The 19,027-nt window shown below is 74.3% G+C and carries 11 protein-coding genes; 3 read left to right on the forward strand and 8 right to left on the reverse strand.

Annotated elements, in window-relative coordinates; genetic code table 11:
* Nucleotides 1-30: 30 nt before the first annotated feature.
* From ABZU91_RS27375 to ABZU91_RS27390, 4 genes are read right to left on the reverse strand one after another with little or no spacing between them, the layout of a single operon-like run.
* Nucleotides 31-801: an SDR family oxidoreductase gene (locus ABZU91_RS27375; RefSeq protein ID WP_355246283.1), complete on the reverse strand. Its 771-nt coding sequence runs from the start codon at nucleotides 799-801 to the stop codon at nucleotides 31-33.
* Between the two features lie 14 nt (nucleotides 802-815).
* The gene (locus ABZU91_RS27380; RefSeq protein WP_355246286.1) at nucleotides 816-1,724 is read right to left on the reverse strand and encodes a sulfotransferase; all 909 of its coding nucleotides are present in this window, start codon (nucleotides 1,722-1,724) and stop codon (nucleotides 816-818) included.
* On the reverse strand, nucleotides 1,721-2,575 hold the full coding sequence (locus ABZU91_RS27385) for a family 3 encapsulin nanocompartment shell protein (RefSeq protein ID WP_355246288.1): 855 nt from the start codon (nucleotides 2,573-2,575) through the stop codon (nucleotides 1,721-1,723). Before ABZU91_RS27385 ends, ABZU91_RS27380 begins: the two co-directional genes overlap by 4 nt.
* 28 nt (nucleotides 2,576-2,603) lie before the next feature.
* A complete protein-coding gene (locus ABZU91_RS27390; RefSeq protein ID WP_355246291.1) occupies nucleotides 2,604-3,491 on the reverse strand; it encodes a hypothetical protein in 888 nt (295 codons plus the stop codon).
* Nucleotides 3,492-3,716: 225 nt separating this feature from the next.
* Here ABZU91_RS27390 and ABZU91_RS27395 point away from each other — a divergent pair, with 225 nt between their 5' ends.
* Nucleotides 3,717-5,366, forward strand: coding sequence for an AMP-binding protein (locus ABZU91_RS27395; RefSeq protein WP_355246294.1), 1,650 nt, complete (start codon nucleotides 3,717-3,719; stop codon nucleotides 5,364-5,366).
* Between the two features lie 3 nt (nucleotides 5,367-5,369).
* Nucleotides 5,370-7,178, forward strand: a complete 1,809-nt coding sequence (locus tag ABZU91_RS27400; protein ID WP_355246297.1) for a BTAD domain-containing putative transcriptional regulator — start codon at nucleotides 5,370-5,372, stop codon at nucleotides 7,176-7,178.
* A gap of 267 nt (nucleotides 7,179-7,445) precedes the next feature.
* Here ABZU91_RS27400 and ABZU91_RS27405 read toward each other — a convergent pair whose 3' ends face one another.
* The 4 genes from ABZU91_RS27405 to ABZU91_RS27420 are packed head-to-tail and all read right to left on the reverse strand — an operon-like array spanning nucleotide 7,446 to nucleotide 17,350.
* Nucleotides 7,446-8,132, reverse strand: a complete 687-nt coding sequence (locus ABZU91_RS27405; RefSeq protein WP_355246300.1) for an amino acid racemase — start codon at nucleotides 8,130-8,132, stop codon at nucleotides 7,446-7,448.
* Between the two features lie 5 nt (nucleotides 8,133-8,137).
* Nucleotides 8,138-15,352 carry an amino acid adenylation domain-containing protein gene (locus tag ABZU91_RS27410; protein ID WP_355246303.1) on the reverse strand — a complete coding sequence of 2,405 codons (7,215 nt, stop codon included), beginning with the start codon at nucleotides 15,350-15,352 and terminating at the stop codon, nucleotides 8,138-8,140.
* 1 nt (nucleotide 15,353) lies between these two features.
* On the reverse strand, nucleotides 15,354-15,575 hold the full coding sequence (locus tag ABZU91_RS27415; RefSeq protein ID WP_355246306.1) for an MbtH family NRPS accessory protein: 222 nt from the start codon (nucleotides 15,573-15,575) through the stop codon (nucleotides 15,354-15,356).
* Nucleotides 15,572-17,350, reverse strand: coding sequence for a non-ribosomal peptide synthetase (locus ABZU91_RS27420; RefSeq protein ID WP_355246309.1), 1,779 nt, complete (start codon nucleotides 17,348-17,350; stop codon nucleotides 15,572-15,574). Before ABZU91_RS27420 ends, ABZU91_RS27415 begins: the two co-directional genes overlap by 4 nt.
* 151 nt (nucleotides 17,351-17,501) lie before the next feature.
* On the opposite strand from ABZU91_RS27420, the gene ABZU91_RS27425 reads away from it, so the two are divergent.
* Entirely contained in the window at nucleotides 17,502-19,025 is a 1,524-nt protein-coding gene (locus ABZU91_RS27425) for a lyase family protein (RefSeq protein WP_355246312.1), read from the forward strand.
* Nucleotides 19,026-19,027: the final 2 nt, after the last annotated feature.

A 19,027-nucleotide genomic window follows, 5' to 3' on the forward strand; every position in this document is an offset into this window, starting at 1 on the left:
CACGCCATGGACGCGTACGCCCCGGACGGGTCAGCCGAGACCGCGGGTCCGTCCGCCGTCGACCAGCAGGCAGGTGCCGGTGATGAACGAGGCCGCCTCGCTGGCCAGGAAGGCAGCCACCGCACCGAAGTCCCCGGCCCGACCCACCCGGCCCAGCGGGATGCCCGCGCCGATCTCCGCGAGCCGGGCGTCGGCCGCTGAGCCGTAGTCGGCGCGTACGCCCTCGGTGTCGTGGTAGCCGGGCGCGAGCACGTTGACAGTGATGTCACCCGGCCCGAGCGCCTGCACGAGGGCCCGGGTGAAACCCAGCAGGCCCGGCCGGGCCGCCGCGGACAGCCCGTACTCCGGGATCGGCTGGCGGACCGTCTCCGAGGCGACGATGAGGACCCGGCCCCAGCCGGCCGCGCGCAGGTGCGGCAGGGCCGCGAGCGTCAGGCCGACGTGCGGCAGGAACGCGGCGTCCAGCGCCTGCCGGTACGCGTCCAGCCCGAAGCTGTCGACCGGGCCTCCCGGCACCTCACCGCCGTTGGCGACCACGATGTGCAGCGCGCCGAAGTGCGCCACGGTGTCGGCGACCCAGCTGGCCACCCCCTGCTCGTCGGTGATGTCCACCGGCCGGGTCAGCACGTCCGGAGCGCCGGCGGCCCGCAGCTCCCGCGCTGCCTCGGCGAGCCGCCCGGGGTTGCGCGCTCCCAGCGACAGGGCGCAGCCCTCGGCCGCGAGCGCACGGGCCGTCGCCCGGCCGAGGCCGCTGCTGGCGCCGGCGACCAGCGCCACCCGTCCCGCGATGCCGAGATCCATACCCAACCACTCCCTCAGGGTCGTAACGGATAGCCGTACCGGCGCAGCACCGGGACGGCGAGCGTGGTGGCGACCGCCGCGGCGCGCGCCGGCAACGCGTCCCGCCACGCCAGGTCGGGTCGGATCGTCGTCGGCCCCCGACGCAGCCGGTCCGGGTTGCCGGTCACCGTGTGGTTGACACCCAGCACGGCCCGCCCGTCCGGCCCGACGGGCGGCTCACCGGGCAGGTCGGCCCAGCGCAGCACCCGGCTCAGCACCTCGCGAGGCGCGGCCGCGAAGTCCTCGTAGCGCAGCCGCAGGTAGCGCTCGCCGGCGGCGCGGCCGATCCGGTCCGAGGCCACGTTCATCGCGGTCCACATGCCGGTGCTGCGGGCCGCGCTCATCTGCGGCAGGTACTGCTTGGGTCGGGCGAACGAGTGGGCGACCGCGCGCGGGTCGCGGACCAGGTGCAGCACCCGCAGGTCCAGCCCGGCGTCGCCGAGCAGCACGGCCGCCTCGGCGGGATACTTCGAGCCGTCGACGACCACCTCGGCGCCGGTCTCCTCGGCCACCACCCGGTACGTGTCGACCATGCGGCGGGCCACCTCGGTCACCCCGGCCGGCCTGGGCCGCCGCCCCGCGACCTCGGCCAGCCGTACGCCGGTGTGCCGGACCCGGACGTGACGCCGCTGCTCGCCCACGATGCGCCGAGCCTCGCCGGCCGGGTCCGGCCCGGCGACCCGGGCGACGACTCTGCTCCACAGCGGACACCCGGTGAGCGTCTCGCCGCAGCCGCAGGACGTGTTGGTGCCGGTGCCCAGGACGCCGTTGCGCCACAGGTAGTACAGCTCACCGACGTGCACGACCCCGGGCAGCTCACCGAGCAGGTTGCCCAGCACCGTCGAGCCGCTGCGGTTCCAGCCGGTCAGGTAGACCACCTTCACCGCAGGTCCAGCAGCAGGAAGTGCTGCGGCAGGTGCACGGCCAGGCCGAGTCGCAGGCCCGCGGTGATCACGTCGGCGCCGTCCGGGCCGACGCCCCGGCGCAGGGTGAGCTGCGACGTGCCGGACTCCAGCAGCGTGACCGCCGCCCGAAAGTCACCCAGCAGCACCTGGTCCGGCGCGATCATCCTGCTCCGGCTGACCCGGATGCCGACTTCGCCGAGCCGGGCCAGCATCCCGCTCCCCAGCAGGTCCCAGTAGCGGTTGGGGTGGGCGACGATCGCGTCGCACGACCCGCCCATCTCCTCGACCTCGCCCGCGGCGGTGATCACCTCGGCGGTCAGCTCGCCGGGCGCGGCCCGCCGCCGGGCCCCCGGCAGGCCGACCAGACCGGGGATCACCCCGTCGGCGCTGCCGTGCAGCAGCACCTCGTTCTCGATGGTGCCCAGCCGCACCAGCACCCGGTAGTCCACGAAACCGGCCAGCAGCGTCGGGTCGCGCATCAGCTCCGGCGGGACGGCCACGGCGGCGGTCACCTCGGTCAGCTTCGTCTCGACCAAGCGGGGCACGAAGGTCGCCTCCGGACTGGCCTGGTAGCTGGTGCCGGCGATCTCCGGGGTGCCCGGCGTCGGGGCCTCGCTGACGTAGCTGACCGGCTCCTCGGTCACCGTCGCGCTCTTGAGCAGGTGTCGCACCGTGTAGCGGGGCCGGTGCTTGGCCAGCGGAAACAGGGTGGGCAGGGACGCGGCGATCGGCACGTCGACGTCGCCACCCTCGGCGGCGAGCACCGCGCGGGCGAACTGCTCGCCCGGGCCGTGCTCGGTCAGGTCGTAGTCGGCCAGGGCATGCTGCATCGACACTCCGTCCGTCGCGCGGGGCAGTTCAGCAGGGGGTACGGGCCTCCACCCACTCGTACATGGCCTCGAAGGCGAGCCGCTGGGACTCCTTGCCGAGGATGTTGAGGTTGCCGGGGATGGCGTTGCACTCGAGGATCACGTAGCCGTCCTCGGTGGGCAGGATGTCCAACCCGGACAGCGTGATCCCCATCGCCCGGGTCGCCCGGATCGAGATGTCCGCCAGCTCCGGCGGGATGTCCACCCGCTCGAAGCTCGCCCCGAGCAGCGTCCGGGTCTTCCACTGCCCGACGGCCGGATACTTCACCATGTTCATCGGCATCGTGTCGCCCGAGACGGTCAGCCGGTACTCGCCGTACTGGGTGGGGTAGTAGGGCTGGCACACCAGGACCCCGTAGCGGGCCAGCAGCTTCTCGATCAGCGGCAGGTCGTCGGCGACGTTGGTGATCCGCTCCACGTCGATGCCGGCCCGTCCGTACGACGGCTTCACCACGACGGTGCCCCACTCCCGGCTCGCCGCCTCGACGTCGGCGGGCACCCGGCAGGCCCGGGTGGGTGGCACGGGCAGGCCGGCGTCGGCGAGCACCTGCATCATCCGGAACTTGCTGTAGGCGGCCTGCCACACCTCGACCGGGTCGAACATCGTCACACCGGGGATGCTGCTGGCGAGCATCAGCCGCTCCACCCGGTCGCGCCAGTCGCCGTGCAGTTGCGCCCGCGAGATGACCGCGTCGAAGGAGCGCCCCAGCTCACCGTTGAACATGACCTCCGGGCCACCGCCCGGGGCCGCCGCGACGTCGATCTCCTCGACGGTGAACAGCGAGGTGTCGTGACCGCGCTCGCGGCCCAGCTCGGCGATGACCGGCGAGTCGTCGTCCTCCTCGCCGTGATCCCAGGCAAGAACACCGATCCTCATGACACCTCCACGCTTCCGCGCACCCCGACAGGCATCTATGACTCAGGTGAGAGTCGTCCATGTCTGATCATTTGTCAAGGTCACTGGATGATGGTCGCTAGCTGCGGGTTTGCTGTGTGTAACCGCGATTTTCGTGGACGCGACAGCGGCGGTTCCGGGTGGTAGCTTCGCCCGCAGACACATCTCATGTGGACGTGACGGGGCGTGGCCGGGAGGCGACCGAACATGTGGGATTCATTGGCACCTGTCGACAAGCAACAGGCCGAGGAGTACGTCGCGGCGGGTTGGTGGCGGTCGGAGACGTTCCTCGACGACCTCGCCGTGGCGGCGCGCGACCGCCCGGACCATCCGGCGATCATCACGTACGAGGGTGGCGAGCACGCGCGCACGCTGACGTACGCGGAGCTGGCCACCATGGTCGCCCGGTTCGCCGGCGCGCTGCGGTCACTCGGGGTGGGTCGGGGCGACGTGGTGATGATCTACCTGCCGAACCGGTGGGTGCTCACCCCGCTCTACCTGGCCTGCAACCAGATCGGGGCGGTCAGCTCGCCGGGCTTTCCGATGCTGAGCACCCGTGAGCTGCGCCAGGTCCTGGAGTCGACCGGCGCCCGGGTCTGCATCACCCTGGACACCTTCGCCGGCACCGACTACGCCACCCGACTCGCCGAGCTGGACGTGCCGACGCTGGAGCACCGGGTGGTGATCGGCGACGCCGCCCGGGTCGGCGCGATCGACTTCCAGGAGGTGTTCGTCGACACCCCGTGGGAGGAGCGCCTCCCGGACGACGGGACGGACGCCCTCGGCCCCGACGAGCCGGCCCTGGTGCTGCACACCTCGGGCACCACCGGGCCGATGAAGGGCGTCGTGCACAGCCAGAACACCATGTACGCGTGTGTCCGCGCGTCGGCGGAGCCACTCGGCCTCGCCCCGGACGAGGTGGTGCTGCTGCCCAGCGTGCTCACCCACATGGCCGGGGTCACGCACGCGGTCTACCTCCCCGTCCATCTGGGCTGCACCGCTGTGGTGATGGACTCCGGCGACGACATGGCGTTGATGGTCGCGCTGATCGCCCGGCACGGCGGCACCTTCGTGTACGCCGCGCCCGGCTTCGTCATCGGCATGCTCGCCGCCCAACGGCGCGCGCCCGTGCAGACGCCGACCCTGCGCCAGATCGTCTCCGGTTCGGCGCCCATCGCGCCGCAGCTCATCGCCGACGTGCGGGAGGCGTTCGGGGTGCCGATGCGGGCGCTGTGGGGGATGACCGAGAACGGGGCGGTGACCGTGACGCGGCTGGACGACCCGGACGACTGGGCGGCGCACAGCGACGGCCGTCCGGTGCCGTGGATGCAGGTGCGGATCGACACCGACCCCGGCGAGGAGGCCGGCCGGCTGTACGCCCGGGGCGCCTCCCAGTGCCTGGGTTACCTCGACCAACGCGAGCTGTACGAGTCGCTGCTCGACGACGACGGCTGGTTCGACACCGGCGACCTGGCCCGCGACGACGGCCGGGGCGGCATCCGGATCACCGGGCGACGGGTCGACCTCATCACGCGGGCGAACAGTCTGCGCGTGTCCACACTCGACATCGAGGCGGTGTTGCAGCGGCACCCGCACGTGGTGGAGGCCGTCCTGGTCGGCTACCCGGACCCGGCCGTACCCGGGGCGGACCTGGTCTGCGCCGTGGTGATCCCCGGGGGTGGCGACACCCCGACGCTCGCCGGCCTGCACGACTACCTGGAAGCCGAGGGCGTCGCACGGGTGCTCTGGCCGGACCGGCTCCAGTTCGTCCGCATCCTGCCCAAGAACGCGCTCGGCAAGCCGCTGCGGCATCCGCTGCGCCAGCGCCTGGAGATCGCGGCGTCGGCCCGGAGCTGACCGGTGCGCTTCCGGATCCTCGGACCCCTCGAGATCTCCGGCGCCGGGCACACTCTGACGGTCACCGCGGCACGTCAGCGGGTGGTGCTCGGCACGCTGCTGCTCGACGCGAACTGCGTGGTCTCCACCGCGCAGCTCGCCGACGCGCTGTGGGACGACGCCCCGCCGAGCACCGCCCGTGGTCAGGTGCAGATCTGCGTGTCGGCGCTGCGCAAGACGCTCACCCGGCTCGGCCTGCCGGACCGGATCGTCACCCGCCCGCCCGGCTACCTGATCGGGGTGGCCGACGGCGAGATGGACCTGCACTACTTCGACCGGCTGGTGCTGGCCGGGCAGCAGGCGCTGGCCGGGTCGCGGCTCGACGACGCCGCGGAAGCTTTCAGCGCGGCCCTCGCGCTGTGGCGTGGGTCCGCGCTGGCCGGCGTGGAGAGCCCGGCGGTGCGGGCCGCCGCGACCCGGCTCGACGAGCGGCGGCTCGCCGTCACCGAGGACTGGCTCGACGTCGAGTTGCACCGTGGGCGGCATCAGCACGTCGTCGGTGAGCTGCGGGAACTTCTCGCCGCCCATCCGCTGCGGGAACGGCTGCACGCGCAGCACATGCGGGCGCTCTCCGGCGCGGGTCGGCCGGCCGAGGCGCTGGCCGCGTACCGGTCGGCCCGGCGGACGTTCCTCGACGAGCTGGGATTGGAGCCCGGCGGCGAGCTGCGTCGCCTGGAGCGGGCCATCCTCACCGACGGCCGGGCCGACGAACCGGTCGACGACGCGCCCGCGCCGCCCGCGCCGCCGGCGGTGCCCCGGCTGCTCCCCGCCGACCCCGCCGAACTCATCGGGCGGGACGAGCCCCTGGGGGTGGTCTGTGCGGCGCTGGGCGACGGCGGCGGAACGTCGGTGCCGGTGGTGGCGATCTCCGGCCCGGTCGGCGTCGGCAAGTCGACGGTCGCGGTCCGCGCCGCGCACGCGCTCGCGCCGGCGTACCCGGATGGTCAGCTGTACCTGCGGCTGCTCGACGCCGACGGTCGTCCGGTGCCGCCGGAGGCCGCCCTGGCGCGGTTCCTGCGCGCGCTCGGCCTGCCGGGCGCCACCGTGCCGGCCGGCCTCGACGAACGTGCCGAGCTGTACCGGAACCGGATCGCCGGACGGCGGGTGCTCGTCGTGCTGGACGACGTGACCCACGAGCGGCAGGTTCTGCCCCTGCTGCCGGGCACGGGCGGTGCCGGTGTGCTGGTCACCAGCCGACGGCGGCTCACCGGCCTGACCGGCGCCCGGTCGGTGCACCTGGACCCGCTCGGCGTCGAGGATTCGGTGCGGCTGCTGGCCTCCGCGCTGGGCTTGCCCCGGCTGACCGCCGACCCGGCCGGGTCGGCGACGCTGGCCGGGCTGTGCGACAACCTGCCGTTGGCGCTGCGGATCGCCGCCGCCCGACTCGCCGCCCGCCCGCACTGGACGGTGGCGCAGCTCGCTGGCCGGCTACGTCATCCGAGCCGTCGCCTCGACGAGCTGAGCTTCGGCGGGCTGGACGTCCGGACCCGGCTGGCGACCAGCTACGCGGCGCTCGCTCCGGCCGCACGGCTGCTGTTCCGATCGCTGGGTGCGCTGCCCGACGCGGACCTGCCGACCCCGCTCACCACCTGGCTGCCGGGCGCTCGGGAGGCGGATGTCGAGGACGCCCTGGAGGAGTTGGTTGACGCGCAACTGGTCGAGGTCGGGGTCGGCCCGACCCGGTACCGGCTGTCCGGCCTGGTGCGGCTCTACGCGGCCGAACGGCTGGCGAGCGACGAGCCGACCGGACACGCCCCCGCCGAGTCCGCCTGAGGCCCGTTCGGCCGCGGCGAAACGCGGTCCCCGGTGCTCGGTGCTCGGTGCGCGGTGCGCGGGTAGCTGTCGCGTGTCCTTTGCTCTGCTTCAACCGGCGCAACACTGACAGGCCGTGTCTGTTGCGTCCGTTGAAGCAGAGCAAAGGACGGCCAACCGGGACCGCCAGCACGTTCCGGCACCCCGAATCGACAGCCCGTCCGCCGCCGGTCCCGCCCGGGCGCTGATGCACGACGACCCGACGCGCTCGCGCCCGTCAGGGACTTGTCAGACGGCCTGACTCCGGGCGGGTGTCGGGCGGCGGGCCAGCACCGCGTCGGCCAGCACCTCGGTCACATCGACCAGCGGCAGCGGCCCGGCCCCGCCGAGCGGCGCGATCACCGGCAGCTCCGTGCAGGCCAGGACCACGCAGTCGGCGTCGCCCGGCCACGGCCCGGCCGCGATCAGTTCGGCCAGGCCGGCGCGCAGCGTCTCGACCGGCGCACCCCGCTTCACCCCGTCGATCAACCCGTCGAGCCGGCGCTGCGCCGCCGCCGTCGGGTACAGCGGCCGGGTCCCGGTGGTCAGGTGCGGCTCGTACAGCCGTAGCCGGGCGGTCGGTGCGGTGGCCAGGAAGACCGGCCGGCGCAGTCCCCGCCCGGCCAGCGCTGCGCCCACCTCGGCCAGCAGGTCCAGCACCGGTACGGCCACCGCCCGGGCCACGTCGTCCCGGAAGGCGTGCGTGGTCGCCGACGGGATGACCACCGCGTCCACCCCGGCGGCCTCCAGGTGCTTGGCCGCCCGCAGCAGCGCCGGCACCGGGCTGGGCCCGACACCGCGCAGGTACGCGATGCGGCTCGGCACCCGCTCGGCGACGAGCACGACCTCCAGGTGCTCGTCGTCCTGAACGGCCGGGGTGAGCTGGATGAGGCGCTGGTAGAAGTGGGCGACGGCCAGCGGGCCGACCCCTCCCACCACGCCTAGTCGGCGGATGTCCAACCCCGCTCCCGCAACACGTCGGAGATCCGGGCCGCCAGCACGGCCGCGTGTGGCGCGTACACCAGGTCGTGGTGGTTTCCCGGCACCGGCACGACGTAGACCGGTCCACGGGTGCGTGCCCGCCAGCTCGCCGGGTTGACCGGTGGGTTCGTCAGCGTGGGATGCCTCTCGGTGGCCGTGAACAGGTGGATCGGGGCGCGGATCGGCGCGCGGGGCGCGTACCGGTCGGCGGCCCGGCCGTTCGCGGTGAACACCGCCACCATCCGGCGCAGCGTCGCGGTGTCCGCGCCGCGCGGCACCCGACCCCGCCTCTGCGCGTCGCGCAGCAGGATGGCCAGCGCCTCCTGCTCCTCGGCGGCGGCCAGCTCGGTGACCTGCGCCGGGTCCAGTTCGGCGATCAACCCGTAGCGTTCCAGCTCGCTGCGCCCGGTGAACCAGGGCTCCAACTCCTCCCGCCCGAACGCCCGCGCGTCCAGGACGCCGAGGAAGTCGACACGCTCGCCGGCCGCCTCCAGAAGGGACGCCATCTCGAAGGCCACGTTGCCACCGAAGGACCAACCGGCCAGTCGGTACGGCCCATCCGGCACCGCCGCCCGGATCTCGTCGACGTACCGCTGGGCCATCTCCTCGATGGCCACCAACGGCTGATCGTCGGTGTTGTAGCCGACCGCCTCGATGCCCTGCACCGCGCACACGCCGGCCAGATCCCGGGCGAGCTGCGCGTAACAGGCCACGTCGCCGCCCTGCGGATGGACCAGGAACAGCGGCGGCTGCGTGGTCGGCCCGTCGGCCAGCGTGACGAGCAACCGGTCGGTGGTGGCCGATGCGCTGCCCAGCACCGCGGCGAGCCGTTCCACGGTGGGGTGGGTGAAGACCACGCTGAGCGGCACGGCGACGTCCAACTCGCCGCGGATCGCCTCGACGAGGTCCACCGCCCGCAGCGAGTGGCCGCCGACGGCGAAGAAGTCGTCGCGTACGCCGATCGGGCCGTGACCCAGGACCCGTTCCCAGATCCGCACCAGGGTCAGCTCCAGGATGTCGCGTGGGGGCAGCGCGTCGGCGCGGGCCACCGGAGCCGGTGCCGGGAGCCGGGAGCGGTCCAGCTTGCCGTGCGGGGTCAGCGGCAGCGCGTCCAGCGCGGTCAGGCGGGCCGGCACCGACTGCTCGGGCAGCGTGTCGGCGAGCTGGTCGCGCAACCCGCCCAGGTCGACGTCGGGGCCGGCCACGACGTAGCCGGCCAGCTCCCCGTCGTGTACGGCCGCCGCCGCGGCGCGGACACCCGGGCAGGCGGCCAGCGCGGCCTCGACCTCGCCCAGCTCCACGCGCACGCCGCGGATCTTCACCTGCTGGTCCCGACGGCCGTGGAAGACCAGCCGGCCGTCGGCACGCCAGCGCACCAGGTCGCCGGTGCGGAACAGCCGGCCGCCGGGCGGCCCGAACGGGTCCGGGACGAAGCGCTGCGCGGTCAACCCGGGGGCCCGCTGGTAGCCCCGGGCCAGCCCCGGCGAGCCGAGGTACAGCTCGCCCAGCGCGCCCGGAGGCAGCAGCTCACCGCGCGGACCGAGGACGTGACAGCGCACGTACGGGATGGGCCGTCCGATCGGCACCGGGCCGGCCTCGTCACCCACCTCGTGGTACGTCGAGGTCATCGTGGCCTCGGTCGGGCCGTACTGGTTGACGAGCGCGATGCTCGGGGAGAGCTGCCGGGCGGCGCGGACGTGCTGGGCGCCCAGCGCCTCGCCGCTGACCAGGCCGAGACGCACCGATTCAGCCGCACCCGGCCTGCCGGCGGCGGCGGTGGCCAGCGCGGTCAGCATCGGCGGCACCAGCGTCAACAGCGCCGTCACCCGGTGCCGCTCGATCGCGGCCAGCAGGGCGTACGGGTCGCGAGCCGCGCCGTCCGGCGGCAGCACCACCCGCCCGCCGACCACCAGCGGGCCGAAGATGTCCCGGATGGACGCGTCGAACGAGATCGCCGCCAGTTGCAGCACCACGTCCCGGTCGGTCAACCCGATCGGCCCGCTCAGGTACGCCAGGAAGTTCGCGATGCCCCGGTGCGGGGTCGGTACGCCCTTCGGCGCCCCTGTCGACCCGGAGGTGTAGTAGATCGCGGCCCGGTCGTCGGGGTGCGGCACGTGCTGAGGATCGGTGGCCGGTTCGGCGAGCACGGCAGGCCACTCCTCGTCCAGGAGGTGGACCGGTACGCCCTCGGTGGCGGCGGCCGGCCCGCGTCGGGCCAGCGCGTCGCGGCAGGTCAGGATCAGCCGGGGCGCGCTGTCCGCCACGAGGTGGGTGAGCCGCCCGGGTGGGGCGCTCGGGTCCAGCGCGACGTACGCGCCACCCGAGCGCAGCACCCCGAGCAGCGCCACCACGAGGTCGATCGAGCGGGGCAGCGCCACGCCGACCACGACGTCCGGGCCGACGCCGCGTCGACGCAGCCAGTGGGCCAGCCGGTTGGCCCGCCCGTCCAGCTCGGCGTAGGTCAGCTCCCGCGCCGTGGTGGGCGCGTCGTCGGGGGGCGCGGCCAGGCACACCGCGACGGCGTCCGGGGTGCGCGCCGCCTGCCGCGCCACCAGCTCCGGCAGCGACGGCCGCTCCGGCGCCGGTTCGCCGATCCCGCTCCACTGGGCGAGGAGTCGCCGCTCCTCGGCCGTCGGGCCCAGCTCGGACAGCCGCCGGTCCGGCTCGGCCACCACCGCCTCGACCGTCCGCGCGTACGCGGCGGCGAACGCCTCGACGGTCGCCGCGTCGTACAGGTCGGTGGCGTACTCCACGGTGCCGCGCAGCCCCTCCGGGGTGTCGAGCACCGACACGTTCAGGTCGTACTTCGCGCCGCCCGGGCCGAGGTCCATCGTGTTCACGGTGACCCCGGGCAGCCGCAGCGCCGCGCCGTCGCGCTCCTCCGGACGAAAGCCCACCTGGAACAGTGGGTTGCGCGACGGGTCCCGGGCGACCCGAAGCTCCTCGACCAGCCGCTCGAACGGCACGTCGCGGTGGGAGAAGTCGGTGGCGGCGGCAAGGCGCACCCGATCCAGCAGCCCGGCGAAGGTCGGGTCACCGCCGACGTCGCCGCGCAGCACCAGGGTGTTCACGAAGCAGCCGACCACCGGCTCCAGTTCGGCGTCGTCCCGGCCGGCCACCGGCGTGCCCACCACCACGTCGTCCTGCCCGGTGAAGCGGGCGAGCACGACCTGGAAGGCGGCGAGCAGCGCCATGAAGGTCGTCGCGCCGCAGTGCCGGGCCAGCTCCCGTACCGCCCGCGCGGTCTCGCCGGAGAGCGCGAAGTCCACCCGGTCACCCCGCCCCGACCAGGTGGCGGGCCGGGGCCGGTCGGTGGGCAGGGAGCAGTGCGGCAGGTCGGCGAGTCGGACCCGCCAGTGCCCGAGCTGGTCGGCGAACGCGGCCGGGCCGCGCTGCTGCTGCCAGTAGGCGTGGTCGGCGTACGTCAGCGGCAGCTCCGGCAGCTCCGGCGTCCGGCCGGCGACGAGGGCCGCGTACGCCGTGCCGACCTCCCGCCACAGCACACCGAGCGACCAGCCGTCCACCGCCGCGTGGTGCAGCACCAGCACCACCGTGTGGTCGTCGTCGGCGACCCGCACGATCCGCGCACGAGCCTGTGGGCCACCCGCCAGGTCGAACGGTCGGGTGGCGTCCTCGCTGGCGAGCCGGAGCACGGTGGAGTCCTCGACGCCGGGCAGGTCGGTGCGGACCACCTCGCACGGCGGGCCGGGGACCTGCCGGTCACCCACGCCGTCCGCGACGAACCGGGCGTTCAGCGCGTCGTGCCGGGCCAGCACCGTGCGCAGCGCTCCGGCCAGCGCCGACGTCGACAGCGGTCCGCGCAGGCGCAGCACGCTGGGCACCAGATAGCTGCCGTCGCCGGGGTTGAGGCGGTCGAGGAACCACAGCCGGCGCTGCGCGTACGACAGCGGGGCGACCGCCCCGGCCGGCCGGACGGTCAGCGGCGGACGGTCGGCGGTGGCCGCGGTGGCCCCGGCCTGGTCGCCGCTGAGCGTGGTGCCCCCGGCAGTCAGCGCGGCGGCCAGGTCGGCCGGGGTCGGGTGGGCGAACAGGGTCCGCAGGGACACGTCCACGCCGGTCGCCGCGCGGAGCCGGGACGCCACCTGCAACGCCCGCAGCGAATGCCCGCCGAGCTGGAAGAAGTCGTCGCGTACGCCGATCCCGTCCCGGCCGAGCACCGCCGTCCAGGCGTCCACCACGAGACGTTCCAGGTCGGTCCGTGGCGCGAGGTGCCCGGGCCCCGCCGGACGTACGTCTGGTGGGGGCAACGCGGCGCGGTCCACCTTGCGGTTGGGGCTGAGCGGCAGCTCCGGCAGCTCGACCAGCAGGCTGGGCACGAACGCGTCGGGCAGAGTGCCGCGCAGGTACGCCCGCAGCGTGGCCACCTCCAGCGGTGCGTCGCGCCACACCACGTACCCGATGAGCTGCCGGTCGGCGTCCTCGCCCCAGGTGGTCACGGCCGCGCCGGCCACCGCCGGGTGGGCGGACAGCGCGGCCTCCACCTCGCCCAGCTCGATCCGGTTGCCGCGCACCTTGACCTGCGTGTCCGCCCGCCCGACGAACTCGATCGTCCCGTCCGGGCGCAGCCGGGCCAGGTCGCCGCTGCGGTAGAGCCGGCCGCCGGAGCCGAACGGGTCCGGTAGGTACCGCTCGGCGGTCAGCCGGGGTTGCCCGGCGTACCCGCGACCCACCCCCACCCCGCCGACGTACACCTCGCCGATGACTCCGACCGGGACCGGACGCAGGGCCGGGTCCAGCACGTACACCGTGTTGTTGGGCAGTGGCCGACCGATCGGCATCGGTCGGTCCGGTCGGACGGCGTGCACCTCGTACGCCGTGCACCACACCGTCGTCTCGGTCGGCCCGTACAGGCACCAGAACCGGGACACCCGGCCGAGCATCGCGGCGGCCAGCGCGCTCGGCACCGTCTCGCCGGACGCGCCGGCGCGCAGGTCCCCGCCGGTCCAGCCGGCGTCGACGAGCATCCGCCACATCGTCGCGGTGGTCTGCATGACGGTGGCCCCGCCGTCGGCCAGCAGCGCGCCGAGCGCCACGCCGTCGGTGGCCGTCCGGCGCGACGCGAGCAGCACCGTAGCGCCGACGGTGAGCGGACTGAGCAGTTCCGGCAGCGACAGGTCGAAGGCGTGCGAGGCGACGGCGGCGACCACGTCGGCCTCGGTGACCTCGAAGAGCCGCACGAACGCCACCGTCAGGTTGACGATGGCCCGGTGCGGCACCATCACGCCCTTGGGCCGCCCGGTGGAGCCCGACGTGTAGATCAGGTAGGCCAGGTCGTCGGCGGTCGTGGCGGTGGCCGGTGGTGTGTCGGGCAGCCCGGCGAGCCGGTCGTCCGCCCGGTCCAGGCGCAGCAGCCGCGGGCCGGGCGGGGCGCCGAGACGGTCCCACACGTCGCCGGTGGTCACCAGCAGCCGGGCCGCGCTGTCGGTGAGGACGTGCCGGACCCGGTCGGCCGGATGGTCCGGGTCGACCGGCACGTACGCGCCGCCGGCCTTGAGGACGGCGACAAGCGCGACCACCAGCTCGGGCGTGCGGTCCAGGCAGACGCCCACCGTGACCTCGGGCCCGACGCCGTGGTCGACGAGCAGGTGCGCCAGGCGGTTGGCGCGGCGCTCCAGCTCGCCGTAGGTCAGTGCGGCGTCGTCGCAGCGGACGGCGACCGCGTCCGGAGTTCGCCGGGCCTGCTCGCCGATCAGGTCGGAGAGCAGCTCGTCGTGCGGGTACGCGGCGGCGGTGTCGTTCCACTCGCCGACGATCCGGGCGTGCTCGGCGGACGGCAACACCGTGAGCGCGGCGACGGGGCTGTCCGGATGGGCCACCGCGTCGGCGAGCAGGCACAGGTAGCTGTCGACCAGACGCGCCACGGTGGCCGGCTCGAACACGTCGGTGGCGTACTCGACGAACCCGGCGAGCCGGCCGTCGCGGCGGGTCAGCACCAGCTCGACGTCGAACTTGACCGTGCCGGTGCCGACCGGCACCGGCTCGACCACGCAGCCGGGCAGCTCGAACGGGGCGGTCTCCTCGTCCTGCACGGTGAACATGGCCTGGAACAGCGGGTTGCGGGACAGGTCCCGGGCCGGGCGCAGCTCCTCGACCAACCGCTCGAAGGGCACGTCCCGGTGCTCGTGGGCGTCGACGACGGCGTCGCGGACGTCGTGCAGCAGGGACGCGAACGGCCGGTCCGGGCGCACCCGGTTACGGATCACCACGGTGGTGCCGAAGAACCCGACGACCGACTCCAGCTCGGGGTGCTCCCGGTCGGCGAAGAGGGTGCCCACCGCGACGTCGGTACGACCGCTGAACCGGTGCAGCACGGCGGTGAAACCGGCCAGCAGCGCGTGGAACAGCGTCACACCGTGGCGGGTGGCCAGCTCGCGGACACCGTCGGCGAGCGCATCGGGCACCGCGAGGTCGTACCGGTCGCCCCGGCCCGTGAAGACCGGCGGTCGGGGATGGTCGGCCGGCAGCTCCAACGGCGACAACCCGGCCAGCCGCTGACGCCAGTAGGCGAGCTGCCGGGCCAGTCGTCCGCCGCGCAGCTGTTCGCGTTGGTGGTACGCGTGGTCCACGTACCGCACGGGCAGCTCCGGCAGGGCCGGGACGGTACCCGCCAACAGAGCCCGGTACGCGGCGGCCAGCTCCGCCCAGAGCAGCGCCATCGACCAGCCGTCGACCGCGATGTGGTGGACCACCAGCACGACGTACCACTCGGTCTCGTCGGCGGTCAGCAGCTCGGCGCGCAGTGGCAGGCCCGTCGCGAGGTCGAAGGGCTGCCGGACCAGTTCCCGGGCCCGGGCCAACGGGTCCTCGACCGTGCGGACGGCGACCGGGATCTCGCCCAGCTCGTGCGGCGCCGGCCGGGGTCGGCCGGCAACCTCCGGGTAGCTGGTGCGCAGCACCTCGTGGCGCTCCATCACGATGCCGATCGCGAGCCGCAGCGCGGCGGCGTCGAGCGGGCCGTGGACCCGCAGCACCTCGGCCACGTTGTAGTCCGGTGCGCCGTCGAGGAACCGGTCGGCCAGCCACACCGACTCCTGGGCGGGCGAGGTGACGAGCTGGTCGTCGGGGCAGCGGGGCAGGGCGGGCGACGGCGCGGCCCGGCTCGCCTCGCGGGCCGCGCGTAGCCGTTGGGCCAGCAGCTCCGCCGTGCTCGACACGTCAGGCCACGTCGTCCGGCGCGCCGTCCAGGTGCCGGCGCAGGCTCGCCGGGCGCATGTCCACCCAGACCCGCTCGACGTGGTCGAGGCACTCCTCGCGGCTGCCGGTGGTGCCCTCGGCCCGCCAACCCGCAGGCACCGGCCGCTCGGCCGGCCAGATCGAATACTGCTCCTCGTGGTTGACCACGACGCTGTACGACAGCTCGTCGATGTCGCTCGTCACCGCGCTGCTCCCTCCAGGTCCGCCAGCACGAGCCGTTCCAGCTCGGCCGCGGACGCCGCGATCGTCGGGTGGTCGAAGATCAGCCGCAGCGGGATGTCCAGGCCGAACGCCTGCCGCAACCGGCTGAGGACGCGCACGGCGAGCAGCGAGTGCCCACCGGCGGCGAAGAAGTCCGTGTCGACGCCGATCCGGTCGACGCCGAGCACCGCGCACCAGATCTCCGCGACGGTCTCCTCGGTGACCGTCCGGGGCGCCAGCAACGCGCCCTCGTCACCACCGGGCGCCGGCAGTGCCGCCAGCGCGGCCCGGTCGACCTTGCCGTTGGGGTGCAGCGGCAGCCGGTCGAGCACGGTGAGGTGGGTGGGCACGGCGTAGCTGGTCAGCACCGTCCGCAGGTGGGCGCGCACGTCGTCCACCGAGAGGCCCTCGGCCCGTCGGGGCACCAGGTAGGCGGCGAGGTGTTTCGTGCCGGCGCCGAGTGCGAGCACCACCGCGTCGGCGACCTCCGGATGGCCGCGCAGCGCCGTCTCCACCTCGCCCAGCTCGATCCGTACACCACGGATCTTGACCTGGTGGTCGACCCGGTCGACGAACGTCAGCGTCCCGTCCGGACGTTGCGCCCCGCGATCGCCGGTGCGGTACATCCGCGCGCCGAAGCCGTCCGGGTCGGGTACGAAGGCCGCGGCGGTGCGCCGTGGGTCACCCTGGTAGCCGCGGGCCAGGCCGACCCCGCCGATGCACAGCTCGCCGACGTCGCCGGCGCGGACCGGCTGGTGCCGGGCGTCGCGCACGGTGACCCGGTTGCCGGTCATGGGCTGGCCGATGGGCACGCTCGCGCGGCCGTCGGTCGGCCGGCAGATGTGGTACGTCGAGTCGATCGACACCTCGGTGGCGCCCCAGGTGTTGTCGAGCGAGACCCCGTCGGGGAACCGCGCGAAGAACCGTCGTACCAGCTCCGGACGCAGCGCCTCGCCGCTGCACAGCACACTGCGCAGGCGGCTCAGCCCGGCCACGTCGGCGTCGGTGAGCGTCTCCAGGAAGAGGTCGAACACGCTCGGCACGAACTGGAGGTGCACGACCTCGTGCCGGATCGCCGCGTCGATGATGGCCCGCGGGTCGCGGTGCGCGCCCGGGGCGAGCATGGCGACCCGACCGCCGACCAGCAGCGGCCAGAGCAGCTCGACCGCCGCGTCGTCGAAGGTCAGCGTGGTCTTCTGCAACACGGTCTCGCCGGGCTGGAGGTGGTGCCGCTCCTGCATCCAGCGCATCCGGTTGGCCCAGCCGCCGTGGGTGCAGGCGACGCCCTTGGGTCGGCCGGTGGAGCCGGAGGTGTAGTAGATCGCGCAGAGCTGGTCCGGGTGCGGCGACGTCGGTTCCAGCGGGGCGCGGTCGGCGGGGGTGGCGTCGGGGACCACCGCGGTCCGGCCGGTGGCCCGTACCTCGTCGACCAGGGCCGGGCCCACCACGCAGACGGTCGCGGCGGCGTCGGTCAGGATCGCTTCCCGGCGGACGGCGGGCGTCTCCGGCTCGATCGGCACGTACGCGCCGCCCGCGCGCAGCACGGCCAGCACGCCGGCCACCATGTGCGCCGACCGGTCCAGGATGAGCCCGACGGGTTGGTCGGCACGGACACCGGCGTCACGCAGTGCGGCTACCAGGTCGCCCACCCGCCTGTCCAGCGTCGCGTAGTCGAGCGCCCCGTCGTCGTCCACCACGGCCGTCGCCGACGGTGTCCGGTGGGCCTGTCGCGCGAACATCTCGTCCAGTGACGTCACGGCACCTCCTCGCCGCCAGCCACGGTGCCAGAGTCCGCTATCGATGCGCTTTCGCCGCGGTATGTCGCGGACCGGCGAATATCGACAGGGGTTGTCACGTCGCTGCGGGCCTGGGTATGTTTCTGCGGCCGGCGCAACGGGGAGGCCGATCGTGAATACCAGCGCGCCGTCCGGTCTGACCGGGCGGATCGACGAGCCACCCGACCGGCTGCTCCACGACGAGGTGCTGGCGCCGCAGTTCCACTTCGAGGTCGAGCACCTGCTGCCGTCGTACGTGGCGGTCGAGAAGGTCCTGGCGCTGGAATACCAGCGGATGGGGCTCCTCACCGCCGACCAGGCGACAGCCGTGGCGGCCGGCCTGGACAGCGCCGGCCCGGCCGCGCTCATCGCCGACCCGGTGGCTAACCTGTCGGATCTCGCGTTCGCCCTGGAACGGCACGTCGAGGCGGCGCTGACCGAGCCGCTGCCGCTCTGGCACGTCGACCGCAGTCGCAACGATCTCCAGGCCACCGCGCAGTTGCTCTTCGGCCGGCAGCAGGTGGTCGGGGTGGCGCAGGCGCTGCTCGGGCTGGGGGCCGCCCTGCACCGCCGGGCCGGCGCGTACACCACGACGCCGATGCCCGGCTACACCCACTTCCAGGCCGCGCAGGTGATCACGCCGGGCTTCCATCTGGCCGCGTTCTCCGGGCACGTGCTGCACACCCTGCGCCGGCTGCTGAGCACGTACGACGGGATCGACGCCTGCCCCCTCGGCGCGGGCGCGATGGCCGGTCAGGACCTCCCGTGGGACCGGGACCGGATGGCCCGGCTGCTCGGCTTCCGGGCGGCCCAGCCGCACGCGCTGACCGCGGTGGCGTCCCGGCGCTGGGTGCTGGAGGTCACCGCCGAGTTGTCCCTGTTCGGCGCGGAGACCAGCCGGTTCGTCACCGACCTGATCACCTGGGGTGGCAGCGACCTGGGCTTCCTGGACCTGCCCGACGAGTTGAGCGGCATCTCCTCGGCCATGCCGCAGAAGAAGAACTTCCCGATCCTGGAACGAATCCGGGGCCGCTCGGCGCACCTGGCCGCCTTCCACACCGACGCGCTGCTCGGGCAGCGCAACACCCCGTACGCCAACCTGGTCGAGGTGTCCAAGGAGGCCGGCATCTACCTGCACTCCGCGATCGGCGCCACCCGGTCGCTGCTACGGCTGTTGACCGCCGTGGTGGACGGTCTGCGCCTGCGCCCCGAGAAGATGCTGGCCGCCTGCGAGCGCGAGTTCCTGGGCGGGTTCGCGCTGGCCAACCTGCTGACCCTGCGCGAGGGCGTGCCGTGGCGGCGGGCCCAGGTGCTCGCCGGCCGGTACGTGGTGGCCGTGGCGTCGGCCGGTCGGGCACCCCGGGACACCGACCCCGAGCTGCTGGCGGCGACCACCGCCGCCGAGGGTTACCGGCTGGTCGACCCGGCGACGTTGCTGCGCGAGGCGTTCGACGTGCACGCGGGTCTGGCGGCTCGGCGCACCACCGGCTCGACCCGGCCGTCGGCAGTGGTCGAGCTGCTGTCGACGCAGGCGCACGAGTACGACGAGCTACGGGCGCAGTGGGAGCGGCGGGCCGCGACCGACCGGGCGGCGACCGAGGAGACCGACCGGCTGCTGGGGCTGGCCCCGGCCGGCGTGGGCCACGGGATCGGCTGACG

This window comes from Micromonospora sp. NPDC005174, assembly GCF_040608495.1.
Lineage (GTDB): Bacteria > Actinomycetota > Actinomycetes > Mycobacteriales > Micromonosporaceae > Micromonospora.